Origin of the sequence: Kitasatospora sp. NPDC085895 (assembly GCF_040702125.1) — a bacterium.
GTDB classification, from domain to species: domain Bacteria; phylum Actinomycetota; class Actinomycetes; order Streptomycetales; family Streptomycetaceae; genus Kitasatospora; species Kitasatospora arboriphila.
Genome location: NZ_JBFBJY010000004.1, coordinates 131,117 through 148,684, shown reverse-complemented (window position 1 = coordinate 148,684; position 17,568 = coordinate 131,117). Strand labels below are relative to the sequence as shown.

The 17,568-nt window shown below is 75.2% G+C and carries 15 protein-coding genes; 7 read left to right on the top strand and 8 right to left on the bottom strand.

The annotated features are described in order from the left end of the window. Positions 1 to 31: 31 nt before the first annotated feature. From AB0442_RS04185 to AB0442_RS04165, 5 genes are all read right to left on the bottom strand, one after another. Positions 32 to 805, bottom strand: a complete 774-nt coding sequence (locus AB0442_RS04185; protein WP_366160468.1) for an SDR family NAD(P)-dependent oxidoreductase — start codon at positions 803 to 805, stop codon at positions 32 to 34. A gap of 94 nt (positions 806 to 899) precedes the next feature. Then, a complete protein-coding gene (locus tag AB0442_RS04180; RefSeq protein WP_366160467.1) occupies positions 900 to 1,904 on the bottom strand; it encodes a zinc metalloprotease in 1,005 nt (334 codons plus the stop codon). Between the two features lie 253 nt (positions 1,905 to 2,157). Then, positions 2,158 to 3,090: an SDR family oxidoreductase gene (locus AB0442_RS04175; protein ID WP_359982138.1), complete on the bottom strand. Its 933-nt coding sequence runs from the start codon at positions 3,088 to 3,090 to the stop codon at positions 2,158 to 2,160. Beyond that, positions 3,087 to 4,031 carry an alpha/beta hydrolase gene (locus AB0442_RS04170; RefSeq protein WP_366160465.1) on the bottom strand — a complete coding sequence of 315 codons (945 nt, stop codon included), beginning with the start codon at positions 4,029 to 4,031 and terminating at the stop codon, positions 3,087 to 3,089. Before AB0442_RS04170 ends, AB0442_RS04175 begins: the two co-directional genes overlap by 4 nt. Further along, on the bottom strand, positions 4,028 to 5,581 hold the full coding sequence (locus AB0442_RS04165; protein WP_366160464.1) for an NAD(P)/FAD-dependent oxidoreductase: 1,554 nt from the start codon (positions 5,579 to 5,581) through the stop codon (positions 4,028 to 4,030). Before AB0442_RS04165 ends, AB0442_RS04170 begins: the two co-directional genes overlap by 4 nt. 206 nt (positions 5,582 to 5,787) lie before the next feature. On the opposite strand from AB0442_RS04165, the gene AB0442_RS04160 reads away from it, so the two are divergent. Together AB0442_RS04160 and AB0442_RS04155 are read left to right on the top strand one after the other, a co-directional pair. Then, entirely contained in the window at positions 5,788 to 6,543 is a 756-nt protein-coding gene (locus AB0442_RS04160) for a MerR family transcriptional regulator (protein WP_366160462.1), read from the top strand. 87 nt (positions 6,544 to 6,630) lie between these two features. Further along, positions 6,631 to 7,521: a DMT family transporter gene (locus tag AB0442_RS04155; protein WP_366160461.1), complete on the top strand. Its 891-nt coding sequence runs from the start codon at positions 6,631 to 6,633 to the stop codon at positions 7,519 to 7,521. 32 nt (positions 7,522 to 7,553) lie between these two features. Here AB0442_RS04155 and AB0442_RS04150 read toward each other — a convergent pair whose 3' ends face one another. Continuing rightward, positions 7,554 to 8,327, bottom strand: a complete 774-nt coding sequence (locus AB0442_RS04150; RefSeq protein WP_366160460.1) for a (2Fe-2S)-binding protein — start codon at positions 8,325 to 8,327, stop codon at positions 7,554 to 7,556. A 342-nt stretch (positions 8,328 to 8,669) separates the two neighbouring features. Here AB0442_RS04150 and AB0442_RS04145 point away from each other — a divergent pair, with 342 nt between their 5' ends. The 5 genes from AB0442_RS04145 (at position 8,670) to AB0442_RS04125 (ending at position 15,453) form a co-directional block, all read left to right on the top strand. Beyond that, a complete protein-coding gene (locus AB0442_RS04145; protein WP_366160459.1) occupies positions 8,670 to 9,866 on the top strand; it encodes an ATP-grasp domain-containing protein in 1,197 nt (398 codons plus the stop codon). Then, complete coding sequence (locus AB0442_RS04140) at positions 9,863 to 11,554, top strand: IucA/IucC family protein (protein ID WP_366160458.1); 1,692 nt, start codon at positions 9,863 to 9,865, stop codon at positions 11,552 to 11,554. The genes AB0442_RS04145 and AB0442_RS04140 overlap by 4 nt, the downstream gene beginning before the upstream one ends. Before the next feature lie 47 nt (positions 11,555 to 11,601). Beyond that, on the top strand, positions 11,602 to 13,380 hold the full coding sequence (locus AB0442_RS04135; RefSeq protein WP_366160457.1) for an IucA/IucC family protein: 1,779 nt from the start codon (positions 11,602 to 11,604) through the stop codon (positions 13,378 to 13,380). After that, positions 13,377 to 14,549 (top strand): type III PLP-dependent enzyme, encoded by a 1,173-nt coding sequence (locus AB0442_RS04130; protein ID WP_366160456.1) that lies wholly within the window; start codon positions 13,377 to 13,379, stop codon positions 14,547 to 14,549. The genes AB0442_RS04135 and AB0442_RS04130 overlap by 4 nt, the downstream gene beginning before the upstream one ends. A 97-nt stretch (positions 14,550 to 14,646) precedes the next feature. Next, positions 14,647 to 15,453, top strand: coding sequence for an inositol monophosphatase (locus tag AB0442_RS04125; RefSeq protein ID WP_366160533.1), 807 nt, complete (start codon positions 14,647 to 14,649; stop codon positions 15,451 to 15,453). Positions 15,454 to 15,469: 16 nt separating this feature from the next. Here AB0442_RS04125 and AB0442_RS04120 read toward each other — a convergent pair whose 3' ends face one another. Together AB0442_RS04120 and AB0442_RS04115 are read right to left on the bottom strand one after the other, a co-directional pair. Continuing rightward, positions 15,470 to 16,672: a cytochrome P450 gene (locus AB0442_RS04120; RefSeq protein ID WP_366160455.1), complete on the bottom strand. Its 1,203-nt coding sequence runs from the start codon at positions 16,670 to 16,672 to the stop codon at positions 15,470 to 15,472. A gap of 47 nt (positions 16,673 to 16,719) precedes the next feature. Continuing rightward, positions 16,720 to 17,445, bottom strand: a complete 726-nt coding sequence (locus AB0442_RS04115) for a tRNA-dependent cyclodipeptide synthase (RefSeq protein ID WP_366160454.1) — start codon at positions 17,443 to 17,445, stop codon at positions 16,720 to 16,722. Positions 17,446 to 17,568: the final 123 nt, after the last annotated feature.

The following is a 17,568-nucleotide window of genomic DNA, read 5'->3' as shown; positions in this document are numbered from 1 at the left end:
GCGGTCCGGCCGCGCCACCCCGGTCCGGCGCTCAGTTCGGCCCGTAGCTGCGCCCGGCCCTGGAGGAGATCGCACCCGCCCGGCCGCTCGGCACCAGCCGGGCCAGCGCCACCGCCAGCTTGTAGCGCTTGCCGGGCACCGAGACGGTCTTGCCCAGCACCAGGTCGCGCAGCGAGTCGTCGACCACGCGGTCGGCGTCCAGCCAGCCCCAGGAGGGGATGTTCGAGGTGCCCATGCCGGCCCGCTGGTGGAACTCGGTCCGGGTGAAGCCGGGGCAGAGCGCCTGCAGCCGGACCCCGCTGCCGGCGATGTCGCGGGCGACGCCCTGGGTGAAGCTGACCACCCACGCCTTGCTGGCCCCGTAGGTGCCGCGCGGGAAGAAGGCGGCGACCGAGGCGACGTTGACCACCGCGCCGCGGCCCCGCTCGCGCATCCCGGGCACGGCCGCGCTCGTGATCCGCAGGACGGCCTCGACGTGCACCTTGAGCATGTCCAGCTCGGCCCCGAGCGGGACCTGGAGGAAGGCGCCCTTGTTCCCGAAGCCGGCGTTGTTGACCAGGATGTCGACCGGGTGCTCGGCGTCCCGCAGCCGTTCCTCGACCGCGGTGATGCCCGCGTCGGTGGCGAGGTCGGCGGTGAGCGTCTCGACCCGGACGCCGAAGCGCTTGCCGAGGTCCGCGGCGGCCGCCTCCAGCCGCTCGGTGTCACGGGCGACCAGGACGAGGTCACGGCCGTCCCTGGCGAGGCGTCGGGCGAAGGCGGCACCGATCCCCGCGGTGGCGCCGGTGATGAGAGCAGTGGTCATGCGCCGACCGTACCGGGTCGAACCGCCGGGGCGCACGGGCGCCGCCCGCCCGGGACGGACCCGGGGACGGGCGGCGCGGTGGGGCTGCGCCGGGTCAGGCCCGGTAGGCGGCCCAGGAGTTGGTCATCCGGGTCACCTGGCCCGGGGTGAACTGGTACATGCAGGAGTCGTACGTGTAGTCCATGAAGTTGTGGATCGGGTCGACGCCGGTCTTGGTGGTGCAGGTGTCGCGGCCGGTCGGGCAGGCGTACGCGGCGCTCTTCTCGGCCGGGGTGTCGGCCACGTAGTCGCCGTTGCCGTTGCAGCCGCCCTGGAAGGTGTGGTAAAGCCCGAGCCAGTGGCCGACCTCGTGGGTGGCGGTGTCGCCCTCGTTGTAGTTGGTGGCCGAGCCGCCGGGCACGGAGGCGTCGAGCATCACCACGCCGTCGTCGGTCGGGTTGGAGGAGTACGAGCTCGGGAAGGTCGCCCAGCCGAGCAGGCTCTGGCCGAGGCTTGCGGTGTAGAGGTTGAGCGCGTTGGCACCGCCCTTGCGCAGGGTGGACTTCATCTGCTTCTCGGCGCTGGAGCCGGGGGTGATGCCGTTGTACCAGGAGGCGTTGTCCGTGTAGTCGGTGCCGGCCAGGGTGAAGGTGAAGGGCGTCGCGGTGTTGCCGGTGCCCTGGCCACCGTACGCGGCGTTCAGCACCGAGAGCTGGCTCGCGATCGTCCCGGCCGACAGCTTGCCCGTCGTGCCGGAGTGGATGACGTGGACGTAGACCGGGATGCTCGTCGCCGCCAGGGCCGAGTCGGCGAGCAGCTGGGAGCCCTGGGAGGTCTTGGCCAGCTTGGCGACCCGGGCCTTCAGCTCGGCGTCCATCGCCTGGGCCTGCACGTCGGTGACGGCGTTCGGCTCGTGCGCGGTGGAGCCGGCGGCACGGCGGGCGGCGGCGTCCTCGCCCCCGGTGCAGGCCGAGGCGCTCGGCGCGGCCAGCACCGTGGAGGAGGCCGGCAGGGCCAGCTGACCCACCGACAGGACGCCGGCGAGTGCGGCCGCGGCGAGCAGCCGGTTGCCGCGGAGGGCCGCGAGGGCAGGACGGATGACACGGGCAGAACGGCGCATCTGCTCTCCCGAGGAGGGTGTGGGGGAATGGCGGCGTTGGGGGCCGCCGAGCAGAGGCTACGCATTCCCGCCGTGCACGTGTCAGATGCGTTCCGGCCGCGAAATAGTACGGACAAATCACTCAAATGCCGGAGGTTTACCGGCCATTGGGCTGTTCATGGGGAGCTTTTACGCCAACGTAACCGCACCCGGTTGGCCGAAAGCCGTCAGGGCCGGGGCGCCGGATTCCGCCACCCCGGCCCGAGACTGACGGTCAGTCCGCCGTGCCGTCCACTCGACCCGCCGCCGGTTCGCCCGGAAGCGTGCCGGTGCTCCGGGCCGCGGTGTCGGCCTCGCCGCCCGCGCCGACCGGCCGCAGCCGCTGGTCCGCGGTCGCCCTCAGCTCCGGCTCCAGCCGGGCCATGTCGCGGCGGCCGCCGAGCGCCACCACCGAGGGCACCAGCCAGCGGACCGGCTGCATGCCGCGCAGCCAGGCCTGCGCGTACACGTGCACCGAGCGGCGGGCGATGCCGGCGATCAGCCGGTCCACCGCCGGTCCGAGCGGGTACGTCTTGTTGGCGGGCCAGGGCAGCCGGGCCCGCATCTGCTTCAGCACGGTGTCCTGGTCGGCGCCGCGCACCATGTCGGTGTCGGTCCAGCTGAGGTAGCCGACACCGACCCTGACGCCCTGGTGCGCCACCTCGGCGCGCAGCGCATGGGCGAACGCCTCGACGCCCGCCTTGCTGGCGCAGTACGCGGACATCAGCGGAGCCGGGGTCAGCGCGGCCAGCGAGGCGATCTGCAGCAGGTAGCCGCGGCTCTCGGTCAGCGCGGGCAGGAAGGCCCGGGCGGTGGCCACGCTGCCGAGCAGGTTGACCTCGATCACCCGGGTGAAGGCCCGGTGGTCGCTGTCCAGCAGCGGGCCGCCGATGGCGATGCCGGCGTTGGCCACCACGGTGTCGATCCGGCCGTAGCGGTCCTGGATCTGCCGGGCGACGGCGCTCAGTGCCTCCAGGTCGGTGACGTCGGCCTCCCAGGCGGAGGCGTGCGGACCGCACTCGGCGGCGACCGCCTTCAGCTCGGCCGGCTCCAGGCCGACCAGCGCCACCTTGGCGCCCTGCGCGGAGAGCCGGCGGGCCATCAGGGCACCGATGCCGCGGGCGGCACCGGTCACCACCACGACCTGGGAGGACAGGGGCGGGTTCATGCGGTGGCGCTCCTCTGCTTGTCGGCGCGGGTGTCGGCGCGGGTGTCGGCGGTGAGGGTGACGATCCGGCGGATCTCGGCGGCGACCTCGGCGGGCCGCTCCATCGGGGACATGTGCCCGACGCCCGGCAGCTCCAGCAGGCCCTGCGGGTCGGGCAGTGCGGCGGCCATCCGGCGGGCGTGCACCGGCGGGGTCAGCCGGTCCCTGCTGCCCACCACCACGGTGGTCGGCGCGGTCAGCCTCGCCAGGCCCGCGGTGACGTCCAGCTCGCCGAGCACCTTCGCCCAGCCGTGCCGGACGGAGGTCGGGCAGGCGTGCACGATCCGGGCGCAGGCGTCCACCCGGGCCGCGGGCGTGCCCGGGCCCATCGTGGCGTACTTCAGCAGGGCGCGGCTGACACCGTTGACCGGGCCGAGCGGCAGCTTCGACTCCAGCACCGCGCGGTGCAGCGCCCGCCGCAGCCCGGCGCCGCGGACGGCCGCCGGGACGACCAGCAGTTCGGCGACCAGGTCGGCCGGGCCGGTGCTGATCAGCAGCGCGCCCGCCGTCCGGGCGGCGACCCCGCCGCGGTCGGCCGCGGCCATGATCGTCATGCCGCCCATGCTGTGGCCGGCCAGCACCGCGCGGCCGCCGTCCGGCAGGACGTCGGTGAGCACGGCCTCCAGGTCGTCGGCCAGCCGGGCCGTGCCGTACCCGGCGGGGCCGGACGGCACGTCGCTGCGGCCGTGGCCGCGCTGGTCGTAGGCGACCACCCGGTGGTCGGCGGCGAGCCGGTTGACCACCGGCGCCCAGAACGGGGTGGAGCAGGTCCAGCCGTGGGCGAGGACGACCACCGGGGCGCCGGTCGGCCCGTACAGCTCCACGTTGAGCCCGGTGCCGTCGGCGGAGCGGACCCGCCTGATCGCGGCCGGGTCGGGCAGTACGCAGTCCGCGTCGATCACGCCGGCACCTCCTCGGCGGGTGCCGCGGCGGTGACGGCCGCGGGGCGTTTGATCAGCTCGTACTCGGCGAGGTCCACCCGGCGGGTGGCACGACGGAAGGCGGTCGTCGACGCGGGCCACAGCACGGTGTTCTTCCCGCTGTCGTCGAGGTACCAGCTGACGCAGCCTCCGGTCGTCCAGACCGTGCGGTCCATCCGGTGCTGCAGTTCGAGGTTCCAGTGCCTCTGGGCGACGGCGGTGGGCTGCATGGCCGTCGCGCCGACCGCGTCCAGGGTGGTGAGCGCGTCCACCAGGTAGTTCAGCTGCGACTCGATCATCAGGATCATCGAGCTGTTGCCGAGACCGGTGTTCGGGCCGATCACGAAGAACAGGTTGGGGAAGCCGCGCACGGTGGAGCCGCGCAGCGCCTCCATGCCGCCCTTCCACTCCTCGGCCAGGCTGCGCCCGCCGATGCCGAAGACCCGCTGGGCGATCGGCATGTCGGTGACGTGGAAGCCGGTGCCGAAGACGATCGCGTCCACCTCGTGCTCGCTGCCGTCCCCGGCCACCAGGGTCGAGCCGCGGACCTCGGCGAGCCGGGAGGGGACCACGTCGGTGTTGGCCGCGGCCAGCGCCGGGTAGTAGGTGTTGCTCAGCAGGATGCGCTTGCAGCCGATCCGGTAGTCCGGGGTCAGCCGGGCCCGCAGCGCCGGGTCCGCGACACCGCGGGCGATGTGCTTCTCGGCGATCCTCTGGACGAGCTTCAGCAGGCCGGGGCGGCGGACGAAGGCGTCCACCTGGAGCTCGCGCAGCGCGAAGAGCGTGCCGCGGCGCAGCGCTCCGGTCGGCGGCAGGGCGCCGTGCAGCCACTTCTCCAGGCCGGTGATCTCGCGGTCGCGGCGCGGCAGCACCCAGGCCGGGGTGCGCTGGAAGACCGTGAGCCGGCCGACCTGCGGCTGGATCGCCGGGATGATCTGGGCCGCGGAGGCACCGGTGCCGACGACCGCGACCCGCTTGCCGGCCAGGTCGTAGTCGTGGTCCCAGCGGGAGGAGTGGAACACCGTGCCGGGGAAGTCGGCGAGGCCGGGGACGTCCGGGATCTGCGGGTCGGCGAGCGGCCCGGCGGCGGAGACCACGGCGTCGGCCGTCCAGGTGCCGGCGGACGTGGTGAGCCGCCAGCGGGCCGGGCCCTCCTCCCAGCGCGCCTCGGTGACCTCGGCGTTGAACCGCAGGTGCGGGCGGAGCCCGAAGGTGTCGGTGACCTTCTCCAGGTAGGCGCGGATGTCGGGCTGGCCGGAGAAGCTGCGCGGCCACTGCGGGTTCGGCGCGAAGGAGAAGGAGTACAGGTGCGAGGGGACGTCGCAGGCGCAGCCCGGGTAGCTGTTGTCGCGCCAGGTGCCGCCGACGGCCGCGGCCCGCTCCAGGATGACGAAGTCGGTGATGCCCGCCCGGCGGAGCCGGACGCCGGCGCCGAGGCCGCCGAAGCCGGAGCCGATCACGGCGACCCGCACGTGCGGATGGTCGGTCGCGCCCGCGGCGGGTGCGGCGGGCTGCTTGCTGCGCGATGCCATGCGGCGGCTCCAGGGCAGGTGGCGAGGGTGGGGGGGTGAGGTACGGGGTGCGGGTGGATCCGGGCGGAGCTGGTGGAACGGCGGGGACTGTCGAGCCTAACCGTGCCAGTAATCACTGGCATGATTGGCAGAGTAGCCGCTGCCGCCCCCGTGCGGAAGGAGCCGGACACGACGTCTCGCGGCGCGACCGCCCTATGCTGAGCGGCGTGGCGGAGATCACCAGCAGCAGCGGGCAGCCCCGCGAGTACCGCGTCGAGGAGCTCGCCGCGGCCGCCGGCATCACCACCCGGACCCTGCGCTTCTACCGCGAACGCAAGCTCCTGCAGCCGCCCCGCAAGGAGGGCCGGATCGCCTGGTACGGCGAGCAGCACCTCGCCCGGCTGAAGATGATCGGCGAACTGCTGGAGCGCGGCCACACCCTCGGCGGCATCGCCGAACTCATCGGCGCCGGCGAGAGCGGCCGCGACGTCGCCGACCTGATCGGCCTGCGCGACGAGATCGCCGCCCCCTGGTCCGACGAGACCCCCGTCCGGCTCGGCTGGGACGAACTCCTCGCCGCCTTCGGCGACCAGCTCACCCCCGAGAACACCGCCGAGTCCATCGCCCAGGGCTACATCACCGTCGAGGACGACGGCATCACCCACATCAGCCGCCGCCTGATGGACGCCACCCTCGCCCTGGTCGCCGAGGGCGTCCCGCTCGCCGCCGTCCTCGACGTCAGCCGCAGGACCCAGGAACACCTCGACGCCGTCGCCGAGGCCTTCACCGAACTCGCCCGCGACCACCTGCTCGGCAAGCTCGCCCACGTCGACGACCTCACCCCCGAGGAGGCCGCCGGACTGACCGAGCGGATCCGCCGGGTCCGCCCGCTCGCCCGGGCCACCGCCGACGCCCAGTTCATGCTCGCCATGGACCGCACCGTCCGGGCCGCGTACGACAAGCTGCTCTCCGAGGGCTGCTGACCGGCGGCCCGCGCCGTTTCGGCCGCGATGTTTCGGGCGGCGGTATTTCGGTCGGCAACGAACCCTCCGGCCGGTACCGTGCGCGGCATGGAGCAGACACTCACCGACGCCGCCGCGCCGCTCGACGGACGCGCCCTCGGCGCGGCCGCCACCACCGTCGCGCTGTGGGCCTCCGCCTTCGTCGTCATCCGCGACGCCGGCACCTCCTTCGGCCCCGGGGCACTCGCCCTCGGCCGGCTCGCCGTCGGCGCGATCGCCCTGATCGTCCTGCTGGCCGCCCGTGGCGAGGGGCTGCCGCCGCGGGCCGCCTGGCCCGGCATCGCCGCCTCCGGAGTGCTCTGGTTCGGGTTCTACATGGTGGCGCTCAACTGGGGCGAGCAGCAGGTCGACGCGGGCACCGCCGCGATGGTGGTCAACATCGGCCCGCTGCTCATCGCCCTGCTCGGCGGCTGGCTGCTCAAGGAGGGCTTCCCGCGCGGACTGGTCGCCGGGATCGCGGTCTCCTTCACGGGCGCCGTGGTGACCGGGCTGTCGATGTCCGGCGACGGCGGGCACGGCTCGCTGCTCGGCATCGTGCTCTGCCTGCTGTCCGCCGCGGCGTACGCGGCGGGCGTGGTGCTCCAGAAGCCCGCGCTGCGGCACGCCACTCCCCTGCAGACCACCGCCTTCGGCTGCCTGATCGGCGCGGTCGCCTGCCTGCCGTTCGCGCCCGGCCTGGTGCACGACCTCGGCCGGGCCCCGGCCTCCGCCGTCCTCGGCCTGGTCTACCTCGGCCTCTTCCCGACCGCCCTCGCCTTCACCACCTGGGCCTACGCCCTCTCCCGCACCACCGCCGGCCGGATGGGCGCCACCACGTACGCCGTTCCCGCCCTGGTGGTGCTGATGGCCTGGCTCCTCCTCGGCGAACTCCCCGCCCCCCTCGCCCTGGCCGGCGGAGCCCTCTGCCTCACCGGCGTGGCCGTCTCCCGCAGGGCCTAGAGAAGACGGCAGCACCCCTGGTCCACCCGTACTCACGACTCCAGGCGGCGGACGCGTTCGCCGTCGGGGGTGCGGGGGCAGGTGGTGCAGGCCTCGTCCGGGCGGACGGCGTAGTAGAGGCAGCAGCCCTGGCGGGTGCGGGTCCAGTGGCGGCGGCCCTCCGTGCCGGGGAGGCGGCGGAAGGCCGCGGCGCCGCTGAAGGGCGGGGTGCCGCCGGGCAGCAGGACGGAGGCGGCGGTGACCGCCCGGTCCTCCTCGCCGAGGGTCCGGCCGAGGTACCAGAGGGCGGAGACCAGGTCGTCGGTGACCATGCCCCAGAGGGCGTGGGGTCCGCGCCGGACGTACGGCTGGAAGGCGCCGAGCACCGGCCCCGCGTGGGCGGCGACCGCCGTCCGCAGGCCGTCCGGTCCGTGCGGTCCGTCCTCGGGGAGGTCGGCGAGCAGGGCGAGGTCTCCGGTGGACTCCTCGATCCAGAGGGCGCCGGGGGCGATCCGGGCGGCCCGTCCGTCGAGGTACCAGGGCCCGGCGGTGAGCAGGCAGAGCGACCACAGGTAATGGTGGAGGAGCCGGGACGCGGCGACGTGGGGCCGCGGGGCAGTGCCGTGCGCGGCCTCGATGCGGGCGGCCTCGGCGGCGACGAGGGATTCGGCGCGGGCGGCCAGGGCGTCTCCGGGGCACCAGCGTTCGCGGTCGGCCGGCGGTCCGTCGAGCAGGGTGACCGGCAGCGCCGGGCAGATGTCGACAAGACGCCGAATCGACGCGGGTGACCCGGCGGCGGAGGCGCGCGCGGCCGTCAGCTGGAGCATCGGAGGACTCCCGTGATCAACTAAGGTATGCCTCACCTTACATGGACCTGACGGTCCGTCGACACGCCGACACCCCGACAGATCGGCCGATTTGACGTGATTAGGTACGCCTAACCTAAGGTTCCGTTCCGTGTCCACCGCAGAGCGTCCCGTGGCCGAAGCCCGCACCGCCGCCACCGGCCCCGGCCGGACCGCGGTTTCCGGGCGCCGCCCCCGGGCACGATCGACCGCACCGGACCGGCTGCCTGACCGCCCGTCGGGCGGCCGACCCCGCCGCCCGACGCCGACACGTGCCCGCCCCCGCGCCCCGCGGGCCCCTGCCACCACCCGAGGACGACGCCCATGCGGCTGTACCTGCTCGCCCTGAACCCGACCGATTCGGTCACCGAGGGCTTCCTGCCCGCCGCCGAACGGCTCGGCCTCTCGGTCACCGTGCTCACCGACCAGCCGGACGCCCACCGCGAGGCCTACCGCGGGCTGGCCGTGCCGCCCGAGGTGCTGGGCTGCGAGGTCCGCGACTTCCGCGAGGTCGTCGGCACGCTCTCCCGTCACCACGCACCGGACGCGGTCTTCAGCAACAGCGACCACCTACAGACCCAGACCGCCCTGGCGGCCGACTACTTCGGACTTCCGGCCAAGGACTGGCGGGCCACCCTGCGGGCGAAGAACAAGGCGCAGCTCCGCCGTCACCTCGCCGCGGCCGGCCAGGACGCCGTCCGCGCCCTCGAACTCGCCCCGGGGCAGCCGGTGTCCGAGCTCGACCCGCCGTACCCGTGCGTGGTCAAGCCGCGCGAGGGGGTCGCCAGCGAGGACGTCGCCCTGGTCGCCGACGCCGCCGAACTCGCCGCCCACTGCGCCGCGGTGCGCCGGCGGCGGCCGCAGGACGCCCTGGTGGTCGAGGAGTTCCTGGAGGGCGAGCTGCACACCCTGGAGACGCTCGGCGACGGCACCCGCCGCCAGGTGCTCGGCGGGTTCCGCACCCGGCTCTCCCCGCCGCCGCACTTCGTCGAGGAGGCACTGGAGTTCGTCGCCGAGCACCCCGCGTCGGTGGTCGACCAGGTGCTGGCCCAGCTGGACGCCCTCGGGGTGGGGCTCGGCGCCTGCCACACCGAGTTCGTCGTCCAGCCGGACGGCCGGGCCCGCATCATCGAGGTCAACTACCGTGCCATCGGCGACCAGTGCGACCTGATGCTGGCCGAGCTGCTGGACATCCCGTACTTCGAACTCGTGCTCCGCGTCCACCTCGGCGAGGCGCTCCCGGACGACCTGGACGCCCGCACCGGCACGCACGGCCACAACCGGCCGGTGCTCGCCGACCGGGCCGGCACCCTCACCGCCGCCCCGCCCGCGCAGGAGCACGAGGAGGACGGCATCCGCCTGGTCTACCGGCCGTTCCGCCCGATCGGCGAGCACCACGAGCACCACCGCACCAACCGGGACTACCTCGGCGTGGTCTGGGCGGTCGGCGCCGACCGCACGGCCGTGGACGCCGCGGTCGACCGGTTCCTCGCCGCCAACCGCTGGGAGATCACCCCGTGACCGCGGCCGTCCGCGCGGACGACCCGGAGGAGCTGCTGACCCGCCGCGTGCTCGGTGCACTGCACCGCGAGGACGTGCTCGGGCTGCGCTCGGCCGCTGCGCTCGAAGAGCGGCCGGACGGCGTCTGGCTGCGCGGCGGCCGGCTCGCCCTGCCGGTCACCGAGGACGGGTTCCAGAGCCGCTGGACGGCCCGCCGCCCGCTGCTGGAGGTCGACGGCCGCCCGCTGACCGACCTCGACGAGATCCTCGCCGCGGTCGCCGGCCTCGCCGACCCGCGCGACCGGGAGGGCCACACCGCCTTCGCCGAGGAGTGCCGGCAGGCGCTCGCCACCATGCGGCTGCACGACCTGGCCCGGCCGGCCGTGCTCGACGGCCTCGCCGAGCGCCTCGGCCCCGACCCGGCCGACTGGACGGGCCCGGCCGCCTCGCTCGGCTTCGACACCCTCGCCGCCTACCTCGACCACCCGGTGCACCCCGCCGGACGGGGCCGGGCCGGCCTCACCGACGACCAGCTGCGCGGCCACGCACCCGAGTTCCACCCCGCCTTCGAACTGCGCTGGCTGATCCTGCCCGAGGCGGCCGTCACCCGGCACGGAGTCGGCCCGCTGCCCGCGTGGTGGCCAGCCCCGGCCGACCTCGGCGAGCCCGGCCCGGGTTTCGCCCTGCCCGTCCACCCGCTCACCGCGACACCCGGCCTGGCCGCGCCGGTGCCCGGTGCCCGGCTCGCCGAGCGGCCGTACCTGACCGTCCGCCCGACCCTGTCGATGCGCACCGTCGCGGTCGTCGAGGACCCGTCCGTCCACCTCAAACTGCCCGTGGCCACCGCCACCCTGGGCCTGCGCAACCGGCGCACCATCAAGCCCGGCAGCCTGGTCGACGGCGCCGCCGGGCAGCGCCTGCTGGAGGCCGTCACCGCCCGCGAGCCCCGGTTCGCCGGCACCGTGCTGCACGCCGACGAGCAGTGCTTCGCCCACGCCGGCCACGAGCTCCTCGCCGTCCTGCTGCGCCGCCAACCCGCGGGCCTGGAGGGGGCGGTGACCGTTCCGCTGGCCGCCCTGCTCGCCCCCTCCCCCGGCGGGCGCACCGTCCTCGACCACCTCGCCGACCGGTTCCACGGCGGCGAGGTGCTGCGCCTCTACGACGAGCTGCTGCAGCTGCTGCTCGACTGGCACACCACGCTCTTCTCGTACGGCATCGCCCTGGAGGCGCACCAGCAGAACACCTCGCTGGTGCTGGACCGCCCCGGCGGCCGCACCCGGATGCGGCTGCTGCTCAAGGACGACGACGGCCCCCGCCTCAACATCGCCCGCCTCGGCGAACTGGCGCCGTACGCCGACGCGTTCGACGACGCCCGGATCGCCGGCACGGACGACCGGCCGGTCACCGACCTGTTCACCACCATCACCGGCCACCTGTGCACTGGCGCCCTCGCCTTCGGGCTCGCCGCCCTCGGCCGCGCCCCGCTCGCACGGACCCTCGGACTGCTGCGCACCCGGCTCACCGAGGCCGTCGACCGGCTCGGCCCGGCCGGCGCCCCGCTGCGCACCGCCCTGCTCGACGCCCGGGAACTGCCGGTGAAGGCGATGGTCACCGCCGGCACCCTGCTCAGCAAGGAGCGCTCCGGCGCGGCCGACATCAACAAGCACTACACCACCGGGCCCAACTACCTGCTGGAGGCGCCCAGGTGAGCACACCCGCAGGCGCCCGCCGCCCACACCCGCGAGGGAGCAACCGGATGACCCCACGGCTCGACGCCCGCCGCACCTGCGCCCCCACCGGGCTGCCCAGCGCCGACCACGCCGTCGCGCACACCCTGCTCAACTGCCTGCTGCGCGAGGTCTCCGCACCCGAGCACCAGACCGCCGTCCTGGACGGCCACCTGGTCGTCCGGCTGCCCCGCCGCGGCGCGCTGCTGCGGGTCGCGCTGCGCCGCACCTCGCTCTCCGGCGCGCACCGCTTCACCGGCCCCGTCCTCGCCCGCACCGCCGACGCCCCGCGCGCGAGCAGCCTGCGGGAGGGCGCCTGGCGGGAGCTGGGCTGGCGGGAGCTCGCCGAGCAGGTCGAGGCGGAACTCGGCCACCGCGGCGGCACCGCCAACGACGAGTTCCTCGCCCAACTCGCCTCCAGCCACGCCGGGGTGACCGCCGCCCTGGCCGACCGCCCGGAGCCCGGGCCGGACCGCTACCTGGAGTCCGAGCAGGCGCTGCTGTTCGGGCACCGCTTCCACCCCGCGCCCAAGGCCCGCTCCGCCGGGCGCACCGCCGACCCGGCCGCCTGGACGGCCTACGCGCCCGAGGCCCGGGCGGCCTTCCGGCTGCGCCACCTCGCCGTCCGCGCCGAGCTGCTCGCCGAGGACGCCGTCGACCCCGCCGCGGCCGCCCTGCTCGACGGGCTGCGCGGCGCCGTCCCGGCCGGCTACCGGCTGCTGCCCGCCCACCCGTGGCAGTTCTCGCTGCTGCGCGATCACCCGGCGCTCACCGCCGCGCTCGCCTGCGGCGACGTGCTCGACCTGGGCCCGGGCGGCGCGCCGTTCACCGCCACCGCCTCCGTCCGCACGCTCTACGGCGCCGGCGCCTTCCTCAAGTTCAGCCTCAACGTGCGGATCACCAACTGCCTGCGCAAGAACGCCGCGTACGAGCTGGCCGGCGCCGTCGCGCTCACCCGGCTGCTGGCCGGGCCGTTCGCCGACCTCGCCCGGCGCTTCCCGGACGCCGCCGTGCTGCGCGAACCCGCCTTCCGCACGCTGGCCCTGCCCGGCCCGGACGGCCGCCCCGACACCGCGCTGTACGAGGGCCTCGGCCTGATCGTCCGCGAGGGCCTGGCCGGCGCCGTCCGCCCCGGCCTCACGCCGCTGCTGGCCGCCGCCGTCGCCGACGAGTACCCGACCAGCTCGGCGCAGGTCGCCGCCCTGCTGGACGGCGCAGGCCCGGCCGCCGCCCGCGACTGGTGGGCCCGCTACCTGCGGCTGATCGTCCCGCCGGTGCTCGCCGCCTACTTCGACCACGACGTGGTGCTGGAACCGCACCTGCAGAACGTGCTGGTCTGCGTGGACGGCGACGGGCGGCCCGGGCAGGTGCTCTTCCGCGACCTGGAGGGCACCAAGCTGCTGCCCGGCCGGCACGGCGCGGCGCTCGCGGGCCTGCCGCCCGAGGTCGCCGGGCCGATGACCTACGACGCCGACCGCGGCTGGGACCGGGTGGTCTACTGCCTGCTGGTCAACCACCTCTCCGAGCTGCTCGCCGCCCTCGCCGACCAGGCTCCGCCCGCCCGGTCCGGCCGGCTGGAGGCCGACCTCTGGGCCGAACTGCGCACCGTGCTGGACGAGTGCGCCGACGCGCACGGCCGCCCGGCCCGGCTGACCGCCCTGCTGGACGGAGCCCCGCTGCCCGCCAAGGCCAACCTGCTGACCCGCTGGGAACGCCTCCCCGACCGGCAGGCCGGCTACGTGCGGCTGCCTTCGCCGCTCGCCCCCGAGGTGCTCGCCGAGGCCGCCCGCAGCGGGGCCGCCCGGTGAACGCCGCCCCGGGCGCCCTGGTCGCCCGCCGCGTCGAGGCGCTCGCCCCGGAGGAGCTGCCCGCCTTCCTGTACGACCTGCCGGCGCTGCGCGCCCACGCCGCCGCCGTCCGGGCCGCGCTGCCCGCCCGGGTCGAGCTGTACTACGCCGCGAAGGCCAACCCGGAGCCGGCCCTGCTGACCGCCCTGCGACCGTACGTGGACGGCTACGAGGTCTCCTCCGGCGGCGAGGCCGCCCACGTCGGGGCCGCGGTGCCGGGCGCGCCGACCGCGTTCGGCGGCCCCGGCAAGACCCCGTCCGAGATCGCCGCCGCCCTGGCCGCCGGGGTGCACCGCTGGCACGTGGAGAGCGTCCACGAGCTGCGCCTGCTCGCGGCCTCCGGCGCGGCCGTGGACGTCCTGCTGCGGGCCAACCTGCCGGTGGCCGAGGGCCGCCTCGACGGTGTCGCCCTGGCCATGGGCGGCCGGCCCAGCCCGTTCGGCATGGACCCGGCTGGCGTCGAGGAGTGCCTGCGACTGCTGGAGGCCCCCGGCTCCGGCCGGCTACGGCTGCGCGGCATCCACGCCCACCTCGCCAGCGGCCTCGACGCGGCGGGCCAACTCGCCCTCACCGAGCGGATCGTGGACTACACCGCCGGCCTCGGCCTGGCCGAGGCCAACGTCGGCGGCGGCATGGCGGTGGACTACGCCGACCCCGGCCGCCGCTTCGACTGGACGGCCTACGGCACCGGCCTGGAGGAGCTGCTCGACCGGCACCCCGGACTGCGGCTGCGGATCGAACCGGGCCGCTCGCTCACCGCCTACTGCGGCTGGTACGCGACCGAGGTGCTGGACCTCAAGCACAGCCACGGCGAGGACTTCGCGGTCGTCCGCGGCGGCACCCACCACCTGCGGACCCCGGCCACCCGGGGCCACGCCCAGCCCTTCGCCGTGCTGCCGTCCGAGCACTGGCCGTACCCGTGGGAGCGGCCGACCGCGGCGGGCCCGGCGGTCACCCTCTCGGGCCAGCTCTGCACGCCGAAGGACGTGCTGGCCGCCCGGGTGCCCGCGGCGGGCCTGCGGGCGGGCGACCGGGTGGTGTTCGCCATGGCGGGCGCCTACGCCTGGAACATCTCCCACCACGAGTTCCTCCTGCACCCCCACCCGGGCTTCCACTTCCTGGACGGGTAGCGGTCCCGGGTGCGCCCGGTGGTCCCGGGGCCGCCGCAGGTCGGGGGTGGCCGGGCGTGGGAGAGTGGTACCCGGCGAAGGGAGCGTTCGGGTGCTGATGGAGAAGGTGGCGGAGATCCTCGCCGAGGCGTCGGCGGAGGCGGTCGAGCCCCGGTTCCGGGCCCTCGCGGCGGGCGAGGTGCTGGAGAAGGCACCCGGTGAGATCGTCACCGTCGCCGACCGGGAGGCCGAGGTGATCATCTCCCGGCGGCTGCGCGAGCTGCTGCCGGTGCCGGTGGTCGGCGAGGAGGCGGTGGCCGCCGATCCGTCGCTGGCCCGGGCGCTCTCCACCGAGCCGGCGTGCTGGCTGGTGGACCCGGTCGACGGCACCGCGAACTTCGTCGCCGGCCGCCCGGACTTCGCGGTGATGGCCTCGCTCGTCCGGGCCGGCCGTACGGTCGCCTCCTGGATCTACCAGCCGGTCGGCGGCGTCTGCTACTCCGCCGAACTCGGCGCCGGCGCCTGGCGGGACGGGCAGCGGATCGTCCGGCAGCCGGCCGCCCCGGAGCCGGCGACGTGGCGCGGCTCGGTGAAGAGCCGCTTCCTCGACCCGGTGCTGCACCACCAGCTGCAGACCAATGCCCGGGTGTTCGGCGAGGTGTCCGCCGGCCGGCGGTCGGCCGGCATGGAGTACCCGCAGCTCGCCGACGGCCGGCAGGAGTTCATCCTCTACTGGCGCACCCTGCCCTGGGACCACGCCCCCGGTTCGCTGCTGGTGACGAAGGCCGGCGGCGTGTCCGCACGGCTCGACGGCAGCGAGTACCGCCCGGAGCCGCCGGGCGGTCTCGACGGGCTGCTGGTCGCCTGCGACCCGGCGGTGTGGGACCGCACCCAGGAGATCCTGCTCGGCGCCGCCGTGCACTGACCCCCGGCGGCCTCGGCTACCAGAGCACCGGGAGGCGCTCCGGCAGCCGCTTGATGAAGCCGGGGCGCCAGGCGAGCTGCTCGACGGGCAGGGCGAGCCGCAGCTCCGGCAGCCGCTGGACCAGCGCGGTCAGTGCGATCCCGGCGTGGGTGCGGCCGAGCGCGGAGGCGGGGCAGAAGTGCCGGCCGGCGCCGAAGGCGAGGTGCGGGTTCTCCGGGCGGTCGAAGTCGATCCGCTCGGGGTGCGGGAAGACCTCCGGGTCGTGGTTGGCGCCCTCGACCAGGACGAGCACCAGTTCGCCCTTCCGGACGAGCACCTCGCCCAGCTGGACGTCGGCCAGGGCGAGCCGGGGCAGCGCGTCGCCGATGGACAGGTTCCAGCGCAGCAGTTCCTCGACCGCGCGGTCGATCACGCCCGGCTCGGTGCGGATCCGCCCGGCCAGCTCCGGCTGCCGCACCAGCATGATCACGGCGTGCAGCAGGAAGGACGAGGTGGAGACCGCTCCGGCGCCGAACAGCGAGAGCGCCACGGTGGCGAGCAGCTCGTCGGAGATCCGGTCGGCGGCCTCCGGCGAGCGGCGCAGTTCGGCGAAGCGGCCGAGCAGGCCCTCGGTGGGCTCCGGGTCGGCGTTGAGCCGGTCGACCATGTAGCCGAGGTCCTTGTACCAGTTGGCGGCCGAGCCCTCGAAGGGGGTGGGGCTGGTGAGGAAGGCGACGTCGATGCCGGCCATCAGCCGCCGCCAGTCGTCGGTGGGGATGCCGAGCAGCCGGCAGTGCAGGGCGGCCGAGTAGGGCTCGGTGAAGCCGTCGCGCAGTTCGCCGGGGGCGCCCTGCTCGATCAGCCGGTCGATCAGCCGGTGCGCCTCGGCGGCCAGCCAGGGTGCCAACTCCTTGTCGGCGCGCGGGTTGAGGGTCTTCATGACGGCCTGCCGCAGCCCGGCGCTGTTGATGTTGCCCATGTTGTTGACCACCTCGGGCGGGATGGTCAGGGCGTACTGGCGCGGGACGCCGGGGTCGGCGGTGTCCTTGAGGCTGAACCGCTCGTCCTCCAGCACCTGCCGGGCGAGGTCGAAGCTGCTGACCAGCCAGGCCGGATCGCCGGTCATGGTGCGGACCTTGGCCACCGGGTGCTTCGCGCGGAGGGCGGCCACCTCCTCGGGGACGAGGTCGCCCCGGCGGGAGAGCGGGAAGGTGAACTCGGGCTGTTCGGTGACGGTCATCGGGCTCCTCGTGGTGGCAGGGGTGGGGGTGGTGCGGTGATCGGGGTTCAGGCTGCGCGGCGGTCGGCAGTGGCATCGGCATCGGCGGGGCGGACGACCGCGTAGGCCTGGCCGGGGGCTGCGCGCAGCCCGTCCGACCGGCCGAACAGCACGGGGGTGAGCGGCAGTTCGAGGTGGTAGCAGGCGACGGAGCTGGGCACGCCGAGCAGGGCCGGGGTGTCCAGGAAGAACGGCAGCTCGGCCGCGATGTAGCGCAGGCCGGCGGCGAGTTGGTCGGCGGTCGGGGCGGCGCCGTCGAGCCGGGCGCGGAGGAAGCCGAGGGCCATCCGCTCGGCGGCCTCACGAAAGGGCCGGTCGTCCGCCAGGGCGGCCAGCACCTCCGTGCGCAGGCGGCGGTACGTCTCGTCGCCGGTGAAGTCGGAGAGGGCGTGGGTGCGGACGCCCGGGCGGCCGGCGTCGGCGGCGCCGCGTTCGACGCGCCGCCGGGTGGCCTTGACCTCCTTGGCGGCGCGGCGGGCGGCGGCGTCCGGCGGGTAGCCCTGGGCGCCGAACTGGGCGTCCACGTGCAGGTCGGCGTGGACGATGTCCACCGTGTCGAAGAACTCCTTCCCCCAGTAGACGAGTTGGGTGATGCGGCGGGCGCTGAAATAGCTGTTCCCGGGGCTGACGCCGATCAGCAGGTGGTCGCCGCGGGCGAAGACCCGACGGCACCGCTCGGAGTACGGGAATGCCTGGAATTCGTCGATCGTGGTGCTCAGCAGTGTTTCGCTCATGCCGATTCCTCCGCCGGACGGGGACGGGTGCGGACGGCTCCGGATTCACCGGGCCGGAGGTGCGCGTGCAGGGTGGCCGCACGGGTCCGGCGCCGGGGTGGGGCGCTGCGGACGGGGCCGGGG